The following is a 17,417-nucleotide window of genomic DNA, read 5'->3' as shown; positions in this document are numbered from 1 at the left end:
GGAACCAGTGACCCACCGCTCCGCCCGCCTCCCCTGGGGGTCGATGGCGCGCATGGCCGGACGGCGGACCCTGTTCGCCGCCCCGGTCCTGCTCGTCGTCACCTTCGGGGTCTTCGCCGTCGCCGCACTGTCCCCCTTCGACCCCGTCAAGGCATACGCCGGCGCCGCGGGCCTCACCGCCTCGCAGGCCGAACTCGACCAGCTCCGGGCCAACCTCGCGGTGGACGAGCCGCTGGTGGCGCGCTGGTGGGAGTGGCTCACCTCGGCGCTCACCGGCGACCTCGGGACCTCCTCCGTCATGCGCCAGCCCGTGGCCGACGTCATCGCCGGACGCCTGGGATGGTCGGCGCTGCTCGCGCTCTGCGCCTTCGCGGTGGCCGTACTGCTGGGCACCGGGCTCGGAGTGCTCGCCGCGCGGCGCCAGGGCGGGCCGCTGGACCGGGCCGTGTCCGGCCTCGCGTACACCCTGGAGGCCGCTCCCGCCTTCTGGCTGGGCCTGCTGGCCATCTGGTTCTTCTCCGTCCGCCTGGGCGTACTGCCCTCCGGCGGGCTGACCGACGCCGCCAGCGACACGGTCACCTTCGGCCAGGTCGCCTCCCACCTCGTGCTGCCCGCGCTGGTCCTGGGCGTCTCCCAACTGCCCTGGTTCTTCCTCTACGTGCGACAGGGCGTGGCCGACGCGCTGGAGGAGGACCCCGTACGGGGAGCGCGCGCCCGGGGCGTGGCCGAGCGGAGGGTCCTGCTGGGCCACGCGCTGCGCTCCGGCATGCTCCCGATGCTGACGCTCATCGGCTCCCGGGTGCCGGAGCTGATCACCGGCGCGCTCCTGGTGGAGACCGTGTTCAGCTGGCCGGGCATCGCGGCGGCCACCGTCCAGGCGGCCACCTCGGTGGACTTCCCGCTGCTGGCGGCGCTGACGGTACTGGCCACGGCGGCGGTGCTGGCCGGGAACCTGCTGTCCGACCTGCTCTACGGGCTGGCGGACCCCAGGGTGGGCTTCGATGGCTGACGCCCGTGACTCCCGTGACGCCCTGAGGACGGCGCACACCGCGGTCACCTGGACCTCCCGCGGCCCGGCCCGGCGGCGCTCGACGCGGACCCTGCGCGTACGCACCTGCGCGGCCGTCGTCCTCGTGATCGCCCTGGCGGTCCTCCTCGTGCCCCCGCTGGCCCAGCTCGACCAGCAGGCCGTCGACCTCGCGGCGAAACTCCGGCCGCCCTCCTGGGCCCACCCCTTCGGCACCGACGACGTCGGCCGCGACCTGCTGCTGCGCTGCGTCTACGGGCTGCGCGTCTCGCTGCTGGTCGGCCTGGTGGCGGCCCTGGTGGCCAGCGTCATCGGCACCGTGGTCGGCGCGGCCGCCGGGGCGCTGGGCGGCTGGACCGACCGGCTCGTCATGCGCGCCGTGGACACCCTGTCGTCCATCCCGCACCTGCTGCTGGGCATCTTCATCGTCGCCATGTTCCGGCCCGGCGTCTGGCCGGTCGTGGTGTCGGTCGCGCTGACCCACTGGCTGTCCACGGCCCGGATCGTACGCGCCGAGGTGCTCTCCCTGCGCGGGCGCCCGTACGTGGACGCGGCCGTCTCGGGCGGCGCCTCGCGCCTGCGCGTGACCGTGCGCCACCTGATCCCGGGGGTGCTGCCGCAGGCCGGGCTGGCGGCGGTGCTGATGATCCCGCACGCCATGTGGCACGAGTCGGCCCTGTCCTTCCTGGGCCTCGGGCTGCCCTCCCACCAGGCCAGCCTCGGCAACCTCGTACAGACCGCCCGGGGTTCGCTGCTCGCGGGCGACTGGTGGCCGACCCTCTTCCCCGGCCTGCTGCTGATCGTCCCGACGCTGGCGATCGCCGGGCTCGCCGGTGCCTGGCGCGACCGGCTCAATCCCCGCCGCCGCTCGGAGCTGACCCTGTGACCCCGCCCGTCCCCGTCCCCGTCCCCGCCGCCCCGCCGGCCGCCCTGCCCGTACTCCGCGTGGACGGGCTCTCGGTCCGGTTCCGGATGCGTGCGGGCCGTTACGTCGAGGCCGTCACCGACGCCACCTTCCGGCTCGGCCCCGGCGAGTGCCTCGCCCTCGTCGGCGAGAGCGGCTGCGGCAAGTCCGTCCTCGCCTCCGCCCTGCTCGGCCTGCTCCCGGGCAATGCCGAGACCGCCGGGTCGGCCCGCCTCGCCGACGGCCTCGACCTGCTCGCCGCCGACGAGGCGACCCTCGCCCGTACCGTACGGGGCCGCCGCGTCGGCCTCGTCCCGCAGAGCCCGGCCGCGCACCTCACCCCGGTCCGCACCATCCGGTCCCAGCTGGAGGAGACGGTCCGGGAACTGACCCGCCCCGCCAAGGCGGAACTGCGCAAGGCCGCCGAGGCGGCGGCGGAGCGGGCAGCCTTCCCCGCGGACCACCTCGACCGCTACCCCCACGAGCTCTCCGGCGGCCTCGCCCAGCGCGCCGCCACCGCCCTCGCGCTCGTCGGGGACGCCGGGCTGCTCCTCGCCGACGAGCCGACCACCGGCCTCGACCGGGACCTCGTCCACCGCACCGTCGACGAACTGCGCGCCCACACGCGGGACGTCGGCCGCGCCCTGCTGATGATCACCCACGACCTCGCCGCCGCCCAGCGGATCGCCGACACCGTCGCCGTCATGTACGCCGGGCGGATCGTTGAACTCGCCCCCGCCGCAGCCTTCTTCGGCGCGCCCGGCCCCCGACACCCCTACGCCCGGGGCCTGCTCGACGCCCTGCCCGAACGCGCCTTCACCCCCGTCCCCGGCGCCCCGCCCGAGCTGGGCGCGCTCCCGCCCGGCTGCGCCTTCGCCGCCCGCTGCGCCCTGGCCGACCCGGCCTGCCGGGCGGGGCGGCCGCCGCTCAGTGAAGGAGTGGCCTGCCACCATGCTTGAGCTCAAGGGCATCACCGCCGGTTACGACCACCGCAGCCCCGTCGTACGGGACGCCCACCTCACGCTGCACCCCGGCGAGGCCCTCGGCCTGCTCGGGCCCAGCGGCTGCGGCAAATCCACCCTGGCCCGCGTCGCCGCCCTGCTGCACCGGCCCGAGCGGGGGACCGTGCTCCTCGACGGCCGCGCCGTCACCGGCTTCCGGCACCGGGCCCCGCGCTCCCTGCGTACCGAAGTCGGCGTCGTCTTCCAGCAGCCCCGCCTCGCCGCCGACCCCCGCCTGCGGCTGCACGACCTCGTCGCGGAACCCCTCCGCGCCACGGGGCGGCGCCAGGAAGCGGACGCAGCCGTCGCCGAACTGGCCGAACGGGTCGGTCTCGGCGCGGACCTCCTCGCCCGGCGTCCCCACGAGGTCAGCGACGGCCAGCTGCAACGCGCTTGCCTGGCACGGGCGCTGGTGCTGCGGCCGCGCTGGCTGGTCTGCGACGAGATGACCGCGATGCTGGACGCCTCGACGACGGCTGCCCTGGTCGCGGTGGTCGAGGAGTACCGCGCCGACACCGGCGCCGGGCTCCTCGCGGTGGGCCACGATCCGGTACTGCTCACCCGCTGGTGCGACCGTACGACGCACTGGAACGACATCGCGGGCAGGGGAGCGGCAGCGGCTGTTGCGCCTTCGTGAATCATCCGGCTCGGCCCTGGACTCCTCGGGCCGGCTGACCTAGCGTCCGATGGCGGCGGTGTGCCGGACGTGATGTCCACGGGGCGGACGAGGTGGCCGGATGTTCGCAAGGGCGCTGAACTGTGCCGCCGTACCCGCACTCGCCGCCCTGGCGGTGATCTACGGGACCACCTCGGACACGGCCGGGGAGATTCCGAACACCCCCGGCCACCGCCTGGTCAGCCCGTACGAAGGCAAGCCGGCCGCCGCCCTCCCGCTGCCCGGAGAGGCCCCGCCGCAGCACCCCTTCCTCGCGCCCAACGGCCGCAGCGGCATGCACTCCGACGCGGCCGGCAGCGCCACGTACCCCTGGTCCGGACCGCTCGGCAAGAACCCACAGGTCACCAGCGCGAAGATCGCCGCCCTCGGAGGCGAGTGCGCCACCGCCACCTTCGACGCGGGCGGCCGGCTGGTCACCGTGTGCGGCACGTTCTCCGGCTTCAAGGTCAAGCTCCTGGAGCCCCGTACGCTCGCCACGCTCGCGGAGTACCAGCTCCCGCAGAGGTCTTCGACGGTCGAGGCGATCACCTCGCTCGACTTCACCAAGATCGTCAAGGACACCTCGGGCGGCGCCTACTTCTACCTGGACGACCAGGACAGGGCGGTGCTCGCCGACTCCCGCCAGCACATCCTGCGGCTCGCCCACACGCAAAGCCCGGACGGCAGCTGGAAGTTCACGGTCGAGAACGACTGGGACCTCACCGGCCATGTGCCGCACGACTGCGTCAGCTGGACCAACCTGTGGCCGAGCGGCACCTGTGATCCCGTCACCTCCGTGATGCCCGACTGGAACGGTCGCATCTGGTGGGTCACCCGCCAGGGCCGCGTCGGCACCGTGGACCCGCTGACCGCGCGGATCCGCTCCGTCCGGCTGGAGGGGGAGGAGATCCAGAACTCCTTCTCGGTCGCCGAGGACGGCGTGTCCATCGTCACCGACCACGCCCTCTACAGCTTCCGCGCCGCCGCCGACGGTACCCCCGAGGCGCAGTGGCGCCAGACCTACGACCGCGGTACGGGCACCAAGCCCGGCTCCGTGAACCAGGGTTCGGGCACCACCCCCGACCTTTTCGGCGACGGTTACGTCGCCATCACCGACAACGCCGACGACCGGATGAACGTCCTCGTCTACCGGCGGGGTGTGGACGTCCCCGCGGACCAGCGGCTCGTGTGCGAGGTGCCCGTCTTCGGCGCGGGCGCCTCGACCACCGACAACTCGCTGATCACCTGGGGCAACAGCATCGTCGTCGAGAACAACTACGGCTACGAGAACCCCACGTCGCTGCTGTTCGGCAGATCGGTGGTCGGCGGCGTCAGCCGCATCGACGTCCGCGCCGACGGCAGCGGCTGCGACACCGTGTGGGAGAGCGGCATCCGCTCGCCCTCCACGGTGCCCAAGCTCTCCACCGCGAACGGGCTTCTCTACTTCTACGAGAAGGAGCCCCACTTCTGGGGCGTCGACGCCTGGTACCTCACCGCGGTGGACTTCCGCACCGGTGAGCCCCGCTGGCGCACCCTGACCGGAACGGGGCCGCTGTACGACAACAACTGGGCGCCGGTCACCCTCGGCCCCGACGGCACGGCGTACGTGGGCGTGTTCAACGGCATCGTCGCGGTCCGCGACGGCGGCTGAGGCGGCTTTCCTACGGCGTGCCGCCCCCCGGGCAGGCGTCGCTGCGGCTGCCCGGGGGGAGGAGTCGGCGCTCGGGCTCGGTGAACGTCCGGTCGGCCAGGGCGCAGGCGCGCTCCCGCCATTTCTCCGGATCCAGGGGCAGCACGTCCAGGGACGAGCCCTCGGACCAGGCGAGGCGGGTGCCGTCCGCCGACCAGTCTCCGGTGGCGCCGTATCCCGGTGTGAAGTGGTACTTCTCGGCGCCGCGCGCCACGTCCCAGAAGGTGAAGGTGCCCACCGTGCCCACCGTGCTCAGCGTGTCCGGCGAAGGGAATCCGTTCAGCCACTGGACGCCCTGGTGAGTGAGGGTCCTGTTCCAGCCCTTCCGGTCCATGTCCCAGATGCGGACCTGTCCGGAGCCGGTGAGGACCGCCAGCTGCTGACCCGTCTGGTCGAATGACATCTGGCGGATGGGGCCCAGGTTCTTGGTGGAGATGGTGTGGGCCGCCTCCCCCTTCTCGAAGTCCCACAGGAGTATCTGCTCCCCCACAGCCGCCCGTACGGCGGCCTGTGGGTGGCCGGGGCGGGCCACGCCGAAGGTCGTCGCGGCGGCGTTCGACAGGTCGGCCGGCTCCTGCGCCGGCGGCTGGTAGATCCGGCCGGCCCGTGCACCGGTCCGCAGGTCCCAGCGGGACACATAGGAGACCGCCGAGATCATGGCGTGATCGTTGTCGTCGAACCCCATGTTGACCCAGGCAGGGGTGCGGCCGGTGCGGCTGTCCGGGCCCGCCGGGTCGATACCCGGGGGACTGGGCAGGTCGATCCGGCGGGCTTCGGCGAGTGCGGCGGCTCCGCCCGGCGGTTTCAGGTCCCACACGAGCACCCCGAGGCCGTCCGCCGTGATGGTCAGCAGGCGCTTCCCGTCCGGGCTGAACATCGGGTACAACCGCGCCAGTGGCGCCGACGGCCGCACTGCCGCAAGCTGCCGCCGGGTCTCCAGGTCCCACAGGCGCAGGCCCTGGCCGTCCGCGTCGACGCTGGCGACCAGGCCGTGGTCGACGTCCACGGTCCGGATCAGGCTCGTGAGCATGGCGCTGTCGAACTCGGTCGGCGCGGGCACCCGCGCGACGACGAGCGTGCCGCCCGAGCTGACGGCGACCTTCATCGCGTCCGGGGGACCGGCGAGGCTGACGGCCGGCGGCCGGCTCGCGCCCGCGATGGCTTCGTCCTGCTGCGTGGGGGCGGGCAGGTCGAGGGTGGCGGGCCGCCCCTCCTGGAGGTCCAGCACCAGAAAGCGGAACCGGCCCAGCCGTGCGCCGAACCGCTGCGCGGGATTGATCAGGAAGCGTCCCGTACGGTCGAGCCGGGGCACGTACAGCGGGCACACCAGCGCCAACTGGCTCGTGCTGTACTGCTTCCTGACCTTCGGCTGCCCGGCCAGGTCCCACACCTGGAGGACCCCGTCCGCCGTACAGCGCACGAGGGTGCCGCCGTCACCGCTGACCGTCACCGTGCCGGTCTCCTGGCTGCCCCAGGGTTCCTCGTCGCGGCGGCCGTCGGCCAGCTCCCAGCGCACCAGTCGGCCGTTCGTCCCCACGGCCGCACCCTCCTGGACGATCCGGCCGATCACGGCGGTGCCGCCGGGCCCGAACCAGGCCTGGGCAACGGTCCAGCCGGCGGGCGGGTCGAGGCGGGCGCCGACGCGCTCGCCGCTCGCCGCCTCCCATACCGAGACGCCCTCACCCGGGATCGCGGCGAGCAGGCGCTGTCCGCCGGCGTCGAAGCGGAGGTCGGTGGCCGCACGGGCGTTCTCGCGGGACTGCTCGAAGCCGCGCAGATTGACCGTACGGAAGCTTCCGTCCGCCACACGGACGCCCACGATCAGGCCGCCCATGGTGGAGGCGGTGGCCGCAGTGCGGCCGTCGGGCGAGGCCGTGACCATGCGCGTGGACTCCGTGATGCCCTTGAGTCGCGGTGGCCCAGTGCCCAGGTCGGCGCCGAGGACGTCGCCGTTCGCGAGGCCGATGGTGAGGCGGCTGCCGTCCTCGGACATGACGGCGTCGCGCACGTCGCCCCGTCCCTCCAGCACGATCTGCTCGACGTGGCGCAGCCGCAGGTACTGCTCGAACAGGGCCGTCTCCGCCTCGTTGCCCGGGGCCGTGCGGTAGGCGGCGCTGCTCAGCAGGGCAGAGGTGGCGAGCGAGATGTCGTCGAGCCGGCCCGCCATGGCCGCCAGCTGCGGGGACGCCGCGCGGCGCAGGTCGGCGTCGAGCGCGTCGTTCGCCCGGTACAGCAGCCCGGAGGCGATGACGGCGACGACCATGAGCACACTCAGGGCGGCGATGGCCGCGCCCTTGATCCTGCGATCCCGCTGTCTCTTCGCCGCCTGCGCGGCGCGCTGTTCCAGGCAGGCGTCGAGGAACTCCGTCTCCCGCGCCGAGAGTTCCTCCCGGCGCACGTCCGTCTGCGCGACGGCGGCGTCCAGCGGCTCGCCCCTCAGCAATTGGTCCCGGGCGCATCCCGTGTCGTGCCAGCGTTCCAGGTCCCGGCGGAACCCGGCCCGCCAGGTGAGGAACTCCCGGTTCTCCGCCACCTGCCGGGCGAGGGTGGGCCAGGCGCCGATGAGCGCCTCGTGCGCGAGCTCGACGCTCTGGCCGTGCTCCGGATCCCCGCCGAGGACCAGGATCCGCCGCTCCGCGAGCCATCCGGCGATCCGCCACCGCTCCTCCCCGGCCTCGGCCCGGCTCAGCACGGCGCGCAGTGGAGCCTCGCCTCCCGGCAGGAGCCTGACGAGCGCCGTGAGCAGGCGCAGCGCCTCGTCCCGGTCGGCCTCCGTGACGCAGGCCTGCCAGGCGGCCTCGGCGTGTCGGCCGAGGGCGCCCCGGACCCCGCCGATCTCCTCGTACGAGGTGAACCTGAGCCGTCCCATGGCCTGTTCGTCCCACAGGCGCGCCAGGAGGAAGCCCAGCAGCGGCAGGGCGCCGGGCTCGTCGCCGGCGTCGTCCAGCATCCGGGAGACCAGGCCGGGGTCGTACGACACGGACGCGATGCCCGCGAGGGGGCGCAGGATCACCTCGGACAGCTGTCCGCGGGTCATGGGCAGCAGCGGGCGTACGGCGGCCCGCTCCAGGGCCGGGCCGAGGACGGTATGGGTCAGGGCCGCCTCCAGGAAGTCGGCCCGCAGCGTCACCAGCACCCGCAGCCCCGGCGGATGCGGGGCGGGGAAGAGCAGTTCCGCCGTGTCGTCGTCCGTACGTTCCCGGTCGGCCGGCAGCGCCTCGGCCTGGTCCAGTACGACGAGGAAGCGGCGGGACGGGTCGCCGAGGGCCAGGCGCGCGGCGGCCACCAGGCCGTGGCGCGCCAGCGAGTCCTCAAGGTCGCGCAGCGCCGCGGCCCGTGGTCCGCCGCGCAGGTCCGGATGCGCGAGCCGGGCGAGTTCGGCTGCGAGAGCCGTGCGGATGGGGAGCCCCTCGGCGGCCCGCAGGACGAGCACCTCGTGCCCCCGGGCGCGCAGCCGGGGAGCCACCCCGGCCAGGGCGAGCGAGGATTTGCCGCAGCCCGACGGCCCGACGAGGGCCACGTACGGCCGCGGGCCGCTCTCCAGCAGGGCGGCGACCTCGTCGGCCTCGGCGTCCCGCCCGAAGTAGACGGACGCGTCCGCCTCCTGGAAGGGGACCAGGCCGCGGAAGGGCGAGGCGGGGTTGAGGACGGGTCCGAGCGCCGGTATCTCCGCGATCAGGGTCGCGGTGGGGATCATGAAGCTCTGCTGCGCTCCGGAGAGCTGGGCGGCCACGACCATCCCGACGACGGCCCCGGCCTCCTCGTCCCAGACGGGGCTGCCGCTGAAGCCTTTGTCCACGGGGACGCCCTGCTGGTCGGCGCCCGAGAGCTGCACCCAGTTCTCCGCGGTCCAGCCGCGCAGCCGGCCCGCGTGCCAGACACCGCCCGGGAACCTCAGGGGGAACCCCGCGACGCGCACGGGGTGCTCCCACACGCTTGCCGGCGTGGCCATGGCCAGGGCAGCCGCGCCCGGGACCGGCTCCGGCAGTCGCAGCACGGCGATGTCCCCGGTGCCGTCCGTCCGCAGCGGAACCCAGTGCGCCACCTCGGCCCCGGCCCGCCCGGCGCGGCCGGACAGGGGCCTGTCGAGGGTCAGGGCGGTGCTGGGGGCCAGTACCTGCGTGTGCGGCAGTCGCAGTGCGTCCGCGACGACGTGGGCGCAGGTCACCACGAGGTCCGGGGCGACGAGGAAGCCGACGCCGCCGACCGTGCCGTCCGGGCCGGCGACGCGGACGATGGCGGAGGCCAGCGCGGCGTCCGCGTGCGGGGCGGGGCCTTCGGCGGCGGATGTCATCCCGGCCTCCTAGGAGACGGCCTCGTCGGCGCCCTGCGGGGGCTGGGAGTTCCACGTCAGGGTCACCGAGAAGTTGGCCTGCGTCGCGGTGCTCGCGATGACGATGTCGGCCTCGGCCGACAGGGACACACCGAACTCCAGCGAGATCTCGTCCGGCGGGTGGACGAGACCGCTCAGCCGCCCCACGAAACTGTCCGCGACCGGCCGGATGCTGTCGACCATCTCGCCGAACGACCGCGACGCACGCGCCACGGAACCACTGCCGCGCCCGACGCGCGCCAGTGATTCGTCCACCTCGCGGATCTGCACCCGCAGCACCCCGTCGCCGCCGTCTCCCAGCGGTACCTCGACCGTGCGTACCTCGTTGCCCATGCCCGACCCATCCTCCCCGTAGCCCCCACCGGCTCGGCCGTACGGTCAACTCTTGCATTGGGTAGGGGAGTCAGGGCAAGGGTGGTGGCCGGACGGCGTCAGGGATGGCCGAAACCGACCGGCGCGGCCGCGGCCCGGCGTACGGCTTGCGCTACACGGCCGTCTCCAGTTCCCGTTCCCGCTCCTTTTCGCGACCGTGCCCGGCCGTGAGCTGCGCGCGGGCGAGGCTCGCCTCCAGTTCGTCCAGGGCGAGGCGGGCCGCGACGATCCGCTCCCGGACCTCCCCGGCGGGGTCGGTGGCGTTCTCCGCCCGGTCCCGGGCCCGCGTGTCCTCCTCCTCCATCTCCCGGGCTTCGTCGAGGGAGTTGAGCACCACCCCGATCAGTACGTTGACCAGTACGAACGAGGCGAGCAGCGCGTAGGAGGCGTAGTAGACGATGCTGAGCCGGGAGATCTCCAGCCCGGCCCGGACGGCGTCGGTCAGGCCGTCGAGGGTGGTGAGCAGGAAGAGGGTGAGCGCCGCCCGTCCGATCGAGCCGTAGTGCTGCGGGTCGGACTCGGCGAAGCAGACCCAGCCGACCATGGCGTACACGTACAGCACCAGCGCGCCGACGAACAGGAAGCTGGCGGTGCCGGGCAGGCTGCGGCCGACCGCGAGCAGCAGGATGCGCAGGTGGGGCAGGAAACGGGCGCTGCGCAGCACCCGGGCCAGCCGCAGCAGCCGCAGCACGGTGGTGTTCTCGCGCAGCAGCGGCACGAAGGCCGAACCCACGATCAGCAGGTCGAAGACGTTCCATGGGTCGCGGAAGAATGCTTTCGGCCGATCGGCGTACGCGCCCATGCGGAGCAGGATTTCCAGGGTGAACAGGGTCAGGCAGCACTCGTCGGCGATCCGCAGTGCCTGCTTGTAGTGCTCGGCCAGGCCGCTGTACGTCTCGGCCCCCATCAGCCCCGCGTTGAGCAGGATGACGACGAAGACGGCCAGCCCGAAGGACGGGTCCTCGGTGATCCGCCGGCAACGCTCTGCCAGTCTCCTTCGGCCGCGTCCGGCCTGCTCCCGGTCCGTCATGTCGCTCCTCGTACTCGTATCGGCGTCGGTCGGACCGGCGCGCGCGGGGGCACGCACTCCGGTCCGCCCTTCTAACGCCGTACAGCCGAACGAGTTTCAGATGGATCGACACCCCGGACCGCCCCGCCCGCGACCGGCATCGGGATCTCGAAGTGGACGGTCCCGTAGCCGCCGTGTTCACCCGTCGTGCGGGCGTCGCAGACCTCGGTGGCGAGGCTGCGCCAGAACGCCTCCGCGCCGGGGACGTCCACGTTGGTGTGGAGGTAGATGCTCTCGTAGCCGGGAACGCCGGCGGCGAACTCGCACGCCGTACGGACCATGGCGCGGGCCAGTCCGTGGCGGCGGTGGTCGGGGCGTACGTACACCCGCAGGAGCTGCGCCGTGCGCCCCGAGGGGTAGCGCTCGGCCAGGGCGCGCGGGTGCGGCGGGTGGGCGGGGCCCCGGGAGTGCAGGGCGGTGGTGCCCACCACCTCGTCGCCGAGAACGGCCACCACGAGGGTGTGGCGCGGGTGGGCGAGGTAGGTGGCGTGGATGTCCACCGTGTCGGCGTGCCAGCGGGGCACGTATCCGTAGCCGAACTCCCGGTAGAAGGTGTCGAGCATGACGCTCCGCGCGCCGGGCACGTCCTCGGCCCCGGCATGCCTCACCCGGTACGGGCCGATGTCTAGATCGTCTCGTTTCACGAGCGGCACGGTACCGGAAATTTGTCCTGTTGGAAATGAAAACGATTTCAGATAACGTCTGCTCGGCTCCTGTTCTCCAGGAGTCGTGGACGCGGTCTGAGAGGAAGTTCCGTGGGACATCTGCTGGTTGTCGAGAGCTGGGTGGGGTCGATGAGCAGGCTGCTGCCCCGGGCGATTCGCGAAGGCGGACACGAGTTCACCTTCGTCACGAGGGATCTGCACCACTACCTGCGCGGCGTCGGGCACGCCGAGGGGCCGCACCCGCTGCTCGCGGCGCGAAACATCCTGACCGTCGACACGAACGACATGGACGCGCTGCTGCCCCACCTGGAGCGGCTGCACGCGGTGCTCGCCTTCGACGGGGTCGTCTCCTCCTGCGACTACTACCTGCCGGCGGTCGCCCGTACGGCCGAACGCCTCGGCCTGCCCGGCCCGGCACCCGACGCCGTCGAGGCGGCCTGCCGCAAGGACCTGACCCGGCGCGTGCTGGGCGAGGCCGGGATCCCGGGGCCCCGCTTCGCGGTCTGCGGGGACGCGGCGCAGGCGGTGGCCGCCGCCCGGGAGATCGGCTACCCGCTGGTCGTCAAACCCGTGGACCTGTGCGCCGGGATGCTGGTGCGGGAGGTACGCGACGAGCGGGAACTGGACCTCGCCTGCCGGGCCCTGACGGATTTTCCGGTCAACGCGCGCGGGCAGGACCGTATGCCGGTCTTCCTCCTCGAGGAGTTCCTCACCGGTCCCGAGGTCAGCGTCGAGACCGTCTCCTTCGCCGGCGCCACGCACGTCGTGGGCGTCACCGACAAGAGCATCGGCGGGGCGCCCGCCTTCATCGAGACGGGGCACATGTTCCCGGCGGGCACCTCCGCCGCACAGGCGCAGGCCGCCGCCGACACCGCCGTGGCGGCGATCAAGGCCCTCGGACTGGACCACGTGGTCTGCCACACCGAGATCAAGCTGACGCCCGAGGGCCCCAAGGTGGTCGAGGTCAACCCCCGCCCGGCGGGCAACCGGATCACCGAACTGGTCCGCCACGTCACGGGCGTCGACCTCGCCGCCGCCTGTGTGGACGTCGCCCTCGGCGCCGTACCCGACCTCGCGCCGCGCGCGACCGGAGTGCACAGCGCCGCCATCGCCTTCCTGCTCCCCGAGGCCTCCGGCACCCTGACCGCCATCGAGGGGGCGGACCTGGTCCGCGAACAGCCCGAGGTACTGGAACTGACCCTCGCCGAGCCGGGCCGCACCGTACGCGCCGCGACCAGCAACAACGAATACCTCGGCCACATCATGACCGCCGACACCGAGGGCGGCGGCGCCCGCGAGGCCGCCGAGCGGCTGCTCGCACACCTGCGGGTCCACTGCGAGGACCCCTCGGCGGTGCCCGCATGAGCGCGCCCACCCTCAACGGGCCCACGCTGGACGGCCCCACGTCCGAGGAGCCCGCCGTCCGCAGCGTCGACCAGCTCTTCGAGCACGTCCGCGCCGGAGCCTACGGATCCGACCCCGCCCACGAGCGCATCGCCCTCGCCTTCACCACCACCCAGGCCGTGCGCCACGAAGGCCGCTCCGGCGGCTACCGCAACGAGGTCCTCAGCCTGCGCCTGGCCGCCGCCGTCGGGTCCTGCGCCGTCGAGCCCGGCAGCCTGCCCGCCGCCGCCCTCGACGACTGCGTCGGCGCCACCGTGGCCGACCTCCTCGACCACCCCCTGCTGCCGGTGCGGATCGCCGCACTGGACGCCTACCTGGCACACGTACGCCCGCACACCCCCGCCCACGGAGCGCGCCCCTGCGCGTTGCCCGCAGGCAGCTCCCTGCACCGCTCCCGCGCCCGGGCCCGCGCCGTCGTCGACCTGCTGCCCGACACCGGACCGCGGCGGGTGCTCGTCGTCGGCGTCGTCAACTCCCTGCTGGAACAGCTGCGGGCGCGCGGCGCCGGGTACGTGCCCTGCGACCTCAAGGGCGGCGCCACCGAGTGGGGCGAGCCCGTGCGGACGGACGCCCTCGCGGAGCTGGAGCACTGCGACGCGGTCCTCGCCTCCGGCATGACGCTGGGCAACGGCAGTTTCCAGCCGCTGCTGGACCACGCCGCCACCACCGGCAAGCCCCTCGTGATGTTCGCCCAGACCGGCAGCGCCATCCTGCCGAGATTCCTCGGGTCCGGGGTCGGCGCCGTGTCCGCCGAGCCCTACCCGTTCTTCTGGCTCGACGGCGGCCCCGGAGTCATCCACCGCTACGGAGGCGCCCGATGACCACCGCACCCCTGACCACCGCATCCCTGACCACGGCCGCCCTGACCACCGCACCGTTGGCCTCGGCGCCCCCGCTGCCCCGGCAGTTCGCCGAGGCCGCCGCCAACCCCGACCTGCTGCCGCTCGCCGGCGGCACCCCGATCGCCCGCATCCGCACCGAACTGCCCTACGCCCACCCCGGGTTCTGGGCCAAGCTCGAATGCCTCGGCGCCGGGGGCATGAAGGCCCGCGCCGCCCTGTCCATGCTCCGCGGCGCCCGGCGGCGCGGCGAGCTGCGCCCCGGCGCCCCGGTGGTCGAATCGACCTCCGGCACGCTCGGCATCGGCCTCGCCTTCGCCGGGCAGGCGCTCGGCCACCCCGTCGTCCTCGTCGGCGACGCCGAACTCGAACCGTCCATGCGCCAGTTGCTGCACACCTACGGCGCCCGGCTGGAGCTCGTCGAGCGGCCTGCCGCCGAAGGGGGCTGGCAGGCCGCCCGCATCGCCCGGCTGCGCGAGGTGCTGGGCCGGATGCCCGACGCCTACTGGCCCGACCAGTACAACAACCCCGACAACGCCGCCGGTTACCTGCCGATGGCCGCCGAACTCGCCGCCCAGCTCGACCACCTGGACATCCTGGTGTGCAGCGTCGGCACCGGCGGCCACAGCGCCGGGCTCATCGGCCCGCTGCGCCGCCGCTGGCCGCGCATGAAGGTGATCGGTGTCGACTCCGTCGGCTCCGCCATCTTCGGCCAGCCCGCCCGCCCCCGCCTGATGCGCGGGCTCGGCAGCAGCATCCACCCCCGCAACGTCGCCCACCACGCCTTCGACGAGGTGCACTGGGTGGGCCCCGCCGAGGCGGTCGACGCCTGCCGCAGGCTCGCCCGTACCAGCTTCGTCAGCGGCGGCTGGAGCACCGGCGCCGTCGCCCTCGTCTCCGCCTGGGCGGCCCGGGTGGAAGCCGGGGCCGTCGTGGCGACCGTCTTCCCCGACGGCCCCCACCGCTACCTCGGCACGGTCTACGACGACGACTTCTGCCACACCCACGGCCTCGACCGCGCCGAACTCGCGGTCCGCCCCCTGGAGATCCGCCATCCGCAGGCCGCCGAGGCCGTCGGCTGGGCCCGCTGCCGCACCGTCGTCGACCCGACGCGTGCGACCGCGACCGCCACCGCCGCGACCGTCCGGGGAGGCGCCGCGTGAAGCTCACCTGGCAGACCACGGAACTGGAACTGGCCGAGCCGCTGCGCATCTCCCGCTCCGTCATGGCCCGCCGCGACGCCGTCTGGGTCACCGTCGAACACGGCGGCCTGCGCGGCTGGGGCGAGGCCGTCAGCAGCGACTACCTCGGCCTGCCCACCAGCCGGATCGTCCGGAACCTGGCCGCCGTCCGCCCCGCCGTCGAACGCCTCCCCGACCCGGAGACCGCATGGGAGGACCCCGACGTCGCCGATGCCTGGCCGGAGCTGCCCGCCGGGGTCAACGCCGCGCTCGAAGCCGCCCTCCTCGACCTGGTCGGCAAGCGCGCCGGCCGCTCCGCCCACGAACTGCTGGGCACCGACACCCCGCCGGCCGCCGCGACCACCTGTACGATCGGCATCGTCGAGCCCGTACGGGCCGCCGCCCAGGCGGCCCGGCTGGCGATGAGCGGCTTCACCGTCCTCAAGGTCAAAGCGGGATCCCCCGACCCGGCCGAGGACCTCGCCCGGGTCGAAGCCGTACGCACCGGCGCCCCCGAGGCGGGCCTGCTCCTCGACCCCAACGGCGCCTGGACCGCCCGCCAGGCCCTCGACCTGCTCCCGCGCTTCCACGCCCTCGGTGTCACCGCCGTGGAACAGCCCATCCCGCCGGGCCGCCCCGACGCGCTCGCCCGCGTCGCGAAGGAGTCGCCCGTCCCGGTCATCGCCGACGAGGACGCCGTCTCCTACGAGGACGCCGCCGCCCTCGCCGGACTCGTCCACGGCGTCAACGTCAAGCTCGCCAAGTGCGGCGGCGTACGGGCCGCCCTGCGCATCCACGAAGCCCTGCGCGGCAGCGGCACCGAGCTCATGCTCGGCTGCCTCACCGCCAGTTCGCTCGGCATCGCCCCCGCCGTGCACCTGGCCGACCGGGCCCGCTGGGTCGACCTCGACGGACACCTGCTGCTCGCCGACGACCCCTGGAGCGGCATCGGCGGCGCGGACGGGACCGTACGCCCCTCCGGCCGGGCCGGCCTGGGCGTGAGACGGACCGCCGGGGAGGCCGCCCGGTGAAAACCCTGGCCGCCGTACGGAGCTTCCCGCTCGCCGTACGCCTCCTGCTCGTCAACCAGCTCGGCGTCAACACCGGCTTCTACCTGCTCATCCCCTACCTCGCCACCCACCTCTCCGACGACCTCGGGCTCTCGGCGGCCGCCATCGGCATCGTCCTCGGCCTGCGCAACCTCAGCCAGCAGGGCCTCTTCCTCATCGGCGGCTCGGCCGCCGACCGGCTCGGCGCCCGCGGCGTGATCATCGCCGGCTGCGCCCTGCGCACCGTCGGATTCGGCCTGTTCGCCCTCGGCGACGGGCTGGGTCCGCTGCTCGCCGCGTCCATACTCAGCGGGCTCGCGGGGGCCCTGTTCAACCCCGCCGTGCGGACCTACGTCGCCCAGGAGGCGGGGGAGCGCAAGGCGGAGGCCTTCGCCCTGTTCAACGTCTTCGCCACCACCGGGGCCCTCCTCGGTCCGCTGCTGGGCGGCCTGCTGCTCCTCGTCGACTTCCGGGCCGCCGCCCTCACCGCGGCGGGCGTCTTCGCCGTACTCACCCTCGCCCAGCTGCTGGTGCTGCCCGCCCGCACCGTCGAGACTCCCACGACCGCCGTGCTCGCCGACTGGCGCGAGGTGGCCGGAAACCGCCGGTTCCTGGCCTTCTCCCTCGCCATGGTCGGCATGTACGGCCTGGAGAACCAGCTGTACCTGCTGCTGCCCCACGCGGCGGCCCGCGCCTCCGGCTGGGACGGCTCGATCGGCCTGCTGTTCGTCGCCGGGACCGTCGCCAACCTGCTCTTCCAGCTGCGCATCACCCGCGGCCTGGGCGCCCGGGGCGGCCGTGCCCGCTGGATCGCCGCCGGACTCGCCGTCATGGGCACCGGCTTCGTCCCGCCGATGCTCGTCGCGGACTCGCCCGTACACCCGCTGGCCCTGCTGCCCGTACTCGCCGGCGCACTGCTGCTCCACCTCGGTGTGATGATCGCCCAGCCGTTCGTCATGGAGCTGATACCGGCCTTCGGCCGCCCCGACCTGACCGGCACCTCCTACGGCCTCTTCTACGCGGTGTCCGGCATCGCCGCAGCCGGTGGCAGCGCCGGGATCGGGTGGGCCATGGACACCGCCGGACACACCGGCCTCACCTGGCTCCCCTACGCCTGCTGCCTCGCCCTGGGACTGGCCTCGGCCGCCGCCGTCGCGCGGCTGCACCGCGCCGGCGCCCTGCCCGCCGAATCCGGGCCCCAGCGGGTGGACGCCCGACCGTGAAACGA

The 17,417-nt window shown here is 73.9% G+C and carries 14 protein-coding genes; 10 read left to right on the top strand and 4 right to left on the bottom strand.

All coding sequences use genetic code 11. The features are described from left to right. Positions 1-43: 43 nt before the first annotated feature. The 5 genes from ACWDYJ_RS03790 to ACWDYJ_RS03770 all read left to right on the top strand — a co-directional run bounded on the left by ACWDYJ_RS03790 (position 44) and on the right by ACWDYJ_RS03770 (position 5,238). On the top strand, positions 44-1,009 hold the full coding sequence (locus ACWDYJ_RS03790) for an ABC transporter permease (protein WP_451563898.1): 966 nt from the start codon (positions 44-46) through the stop codon (positions 1,007-1,009). Beyond that, on the top strand, positions 1,002-1,913 hold the full coding sequence (locus tag ACWDYJ_RS03785) for an ABC transporter permease (protein ID WP_451563836.1): 912 nt from the start codon (positions 1,002-1,004) through the stop codon (positions 1,911-1,913). The genes ACWDYJ_RS03790 and ACWDYJ_RS03785 overlap by 8 nt, the downstream gene beginning before the upstream one ends. An 86-nt stretch (positions 1,914-1,999) precedes the next feature. Further along, positions 2,000-2,890 (top strand): ABC transporter ATP-binding protein, encoded by an 891-nt coding sequence (locus tag ACWDYJ_RS03780; protein ID WP_451563897.1) that lies wholly within the window; start codon positions 2,000-2,002, stop codon positions 2,888-2,890. Beyond that, positions 2,883-3,569 (top strand): ABC transporter ATP-binding protein, encoded by a 687-nt coding sequence (locus ACWDYJ_RS03775; protein WP_451563835.1) that lies wholly within the window; start codon positions 2,883-2,885, stop codon positions 3,567-3,569. Before ACWDYJ_RS03780 ends, ACWDYJ_RS03775 begins: the two co-directional genes overlap by 8 nt. Positions 3,570-3,669: 100 nt before the next feature. Further along, positions 3,670-5,238 carry a hypothetical protein gene (locus tag ACWDYJ_RS03770; RefSeq protein ID WP_451563834.1) on the top strand — a complete coding sequence of 523 codons (1,569 nt, stop codon included), beginning with the start codon at positions 3,670-3,672 and terminating at the stop codon, positions 5,236-5,238. Positions 5,239-5,248: 10 nt separating this feature from the next. Here ACWDYJ_RS03770 and ACWDYJ_RS03765 read toward each other — a convergent pair whose 3' ends face one another. The 4 genes from ACWDYJ_RS03765 to ACWDYJ_RS03750 form a co-directional block, all read right to left on the bottom strand. Next, positions 5,249-9,571 (bottom strand): nSTAND1 domain-containing NTPase, encoded by a 4,323-nt coding sequence (locus ACWDYJ_RS03765; protein ID WP_451563833.1) that lies wholly within the window; start codon positions 9,569-9,571, stop codon positions 5,249-5,251. Between the two features lie 9 nt (positions 9,572-9,580). Further along, positions 9,581-9,943: a CU044_2847 family protein gene (locus tag ACWDYJ_RS03760; protein ID WP_451563832.1), complete on the bottom strand. Its 363-nt coding sequence runs from the start codon at positions 9,941-9,943 to the stop codon at positions 9,581-9,583. Between the two features lie 151 nt (positions 9,944-10,094). After that, positions 10,095-11,012, bottom strand: coding sequence for an ion transporter (locus ACWDYJ_RS03755; RefSeq protein ID WP_451563831.1), 918 nt, complete (start codon positions 11,010-11,012; stop codon positions 10,095-10,097). Between the two features lie 71 nt (positions 11,013-11,083). Then, entirely contained in the window at positions 11,084-11,695 is a 612-nt protein-coding gene (locus tag ACWDYJ_RS03750) for a GNAT family N-acetyltransferase (protein ID WP_451563830.1), read from the bottom strand. A 111-nt stretch (positions 11,696-11,806) separates the two neighbouring features. Between ACWDYJ_RS03750 and ACWDYJ_RS03745 the strand changes: the two genes are divergently transcribed. The 5 genes from ACWDYJ_RS03745 to ACWDYJ_RS03725 are packed head-to-tail and all read left to right on the top strand — an operon-like array spanning position 11,807 to position 17,412. Further along, positions 11,807-13,081 carry an ATP-grasp domain-containing protein gene (locus ACWDYJ_RS03745; protein WP_451563829.1) on the top strand — a complete coding sequence of 425 codons (1,275 nt, stop codon included), beginning with the start codon at positions 11,807-11,809 and terminating at the stop codon, positions 13,079-13,081. After that, positions 13,078-13,941 carry a Rossmann-like domain-containing protein gene (locus ACWDYJ_RS03740; RefSeq protein WP_451563828.1) on the top strand — a complete coding sequence of 288 codons (864 nt, stop codon included), beginning with the start codon at positions 13,078-13,080 and terminating at the stop codon, positions 13,939-13,941. The genes ACWDYJ_RS03745 and ACWDYJ_RS03740 overlap by 4 nt, the downstream gene beginning before the upstream one ends. Then, complete coding sequence (locus ACWDYJ_RS03735) at positions 13,938-15,122, top strand: PLP-dependent cysteine synthase family protein (RefSeq protein WP_451563827.1); 1,185 nt, start codon at positions 13,938-13,940, stop codon at positions 15,120-15,122. Before ACWDYJ_RS03740 ends, ACWDYJ_RS03735 begins: the two co-directional genes overlap by 4 nt. Then, positions 15,119-16,171 carry an enolase C-terminal domain-like protein gene (locus ACWDYJ_RS03730; RefSeq protein WP_451563826.1) on the top strand — a complete coding sequence of 351 codons (1,053 nt, stop codon included), beginning with the start codon at positions 15,119-15,121 and terminating at the stop codon, positions 16,169-16,171. The genes ACWDYJ_RS03735 and ACWDYJ_RS03730 overlap by 4 nt, the downstream gene beginning before the upstream one ends. Next, the gene (locus ACWDYJ_RS03725) at positions 16,168-17,412 is read left to right on the top strand and encodes an MFS transporter (protein WP_451563825.1); all 1,245 of its coding nucleotides are present in this window, start codon (positions 16,168-16,170) and stop codon (positions 17,410-17,412) included. The genes ACWDYJ_RS03730 and ACWDYJ_RS03725 overlap by 4 nt, the downstream gene beginning before the upstream one ends. The last annotated feature ends 5 nt before the right edge of the window (positions 17,413-17,417 follow it).

Source organism: Streptomyces sp. NPDC003042, assembly GCF_053591315.1.
Note: the sequence above shows the minus strand (reverse complement) of the source record. Positions and strands in the feature narration are given on the sequence as shown.

What these genes read in the sequence shown, in the direction of transcription:
- ACWDYJ_RS03760 (WP_451563832.1), bottom strand. Translation starts at nt 9,943, where the DNA reads ATGGGCAACGAGGTACGCACGGTCGAGGTACCGCTGGGAGACGGCGGC.
- ACWDYJ_RS03765 (WP_451563833.1), bottom strand. Translation starts at nt 9,571, where the DNA reads ATGACATCCGCCGCCGAAGGCCCCGCCCCGCACGCGGACGCCGCGCTG.
- ACWDYJ_RS03755 (WP_451563831.1), bottom strand. Translation starts at nt 11,012, where the DNA reads ATGACGGACCGGGAGCAGGCCGGACGCGGCCGAAGGAGACTGGCAGAG.
- ACWDYJ_RS03775 (WP_451563835.1), top strand. Translation starts at nt 2,883, where the DNA reads ATGCTTGAGCTCAAGGGCATCACCGCCGGTTACGACCACCGCAGCCCC.
- ACWDYJ_RS03780 (WP_451563897.1), top strand. Translation starts at nt 2,000, where the DNA reads ATGCGTGCGGGCCGTTACGTCGAGGCCGTCACCGACGCCACCTTCCGG.
- ACWDYJ_RS03785 (WP_451563836.1), top strand. Translation starts at nt 1,002, where the DNA reads ATGGCTGACGCCCGTGACTCCCGTGACGCCCTGAGGACGGCGCACACC.
- ACWDYJ_RS03740 (WP_451563828.1), top strand. Translation starts at nt 13,078, where the DNA reads ATGAGCGCGCCCACCCTCAACGGGCCCACGCTGGACGGCCCCACGTCC.
- ACWDYJ_RS03790 (WP_451563898.1), top strand. Translation starts at nt 44, where the DNA reads ATGGCGCGCATGGCCGGACGGCGGACCCTGTTCGCCGCCCCGGTCCTG.
- ACWDYJ_RS03735 (WP_451563827.1), top strand. Translation starts at nt 13,938, where the DNA reads ATGACCACCGCACCCCTGACCACCGCATCCCTGACCACGGCCGCCCTG.
- ACWDYJ_RS03770 (WP_451563834.1), top strand. Translation starts at nt 3,670, where the DNA reads ATGTTCGCAAGGGCGCTGAACTGTGCCGCCGTACCCGCACTCGCCGCC.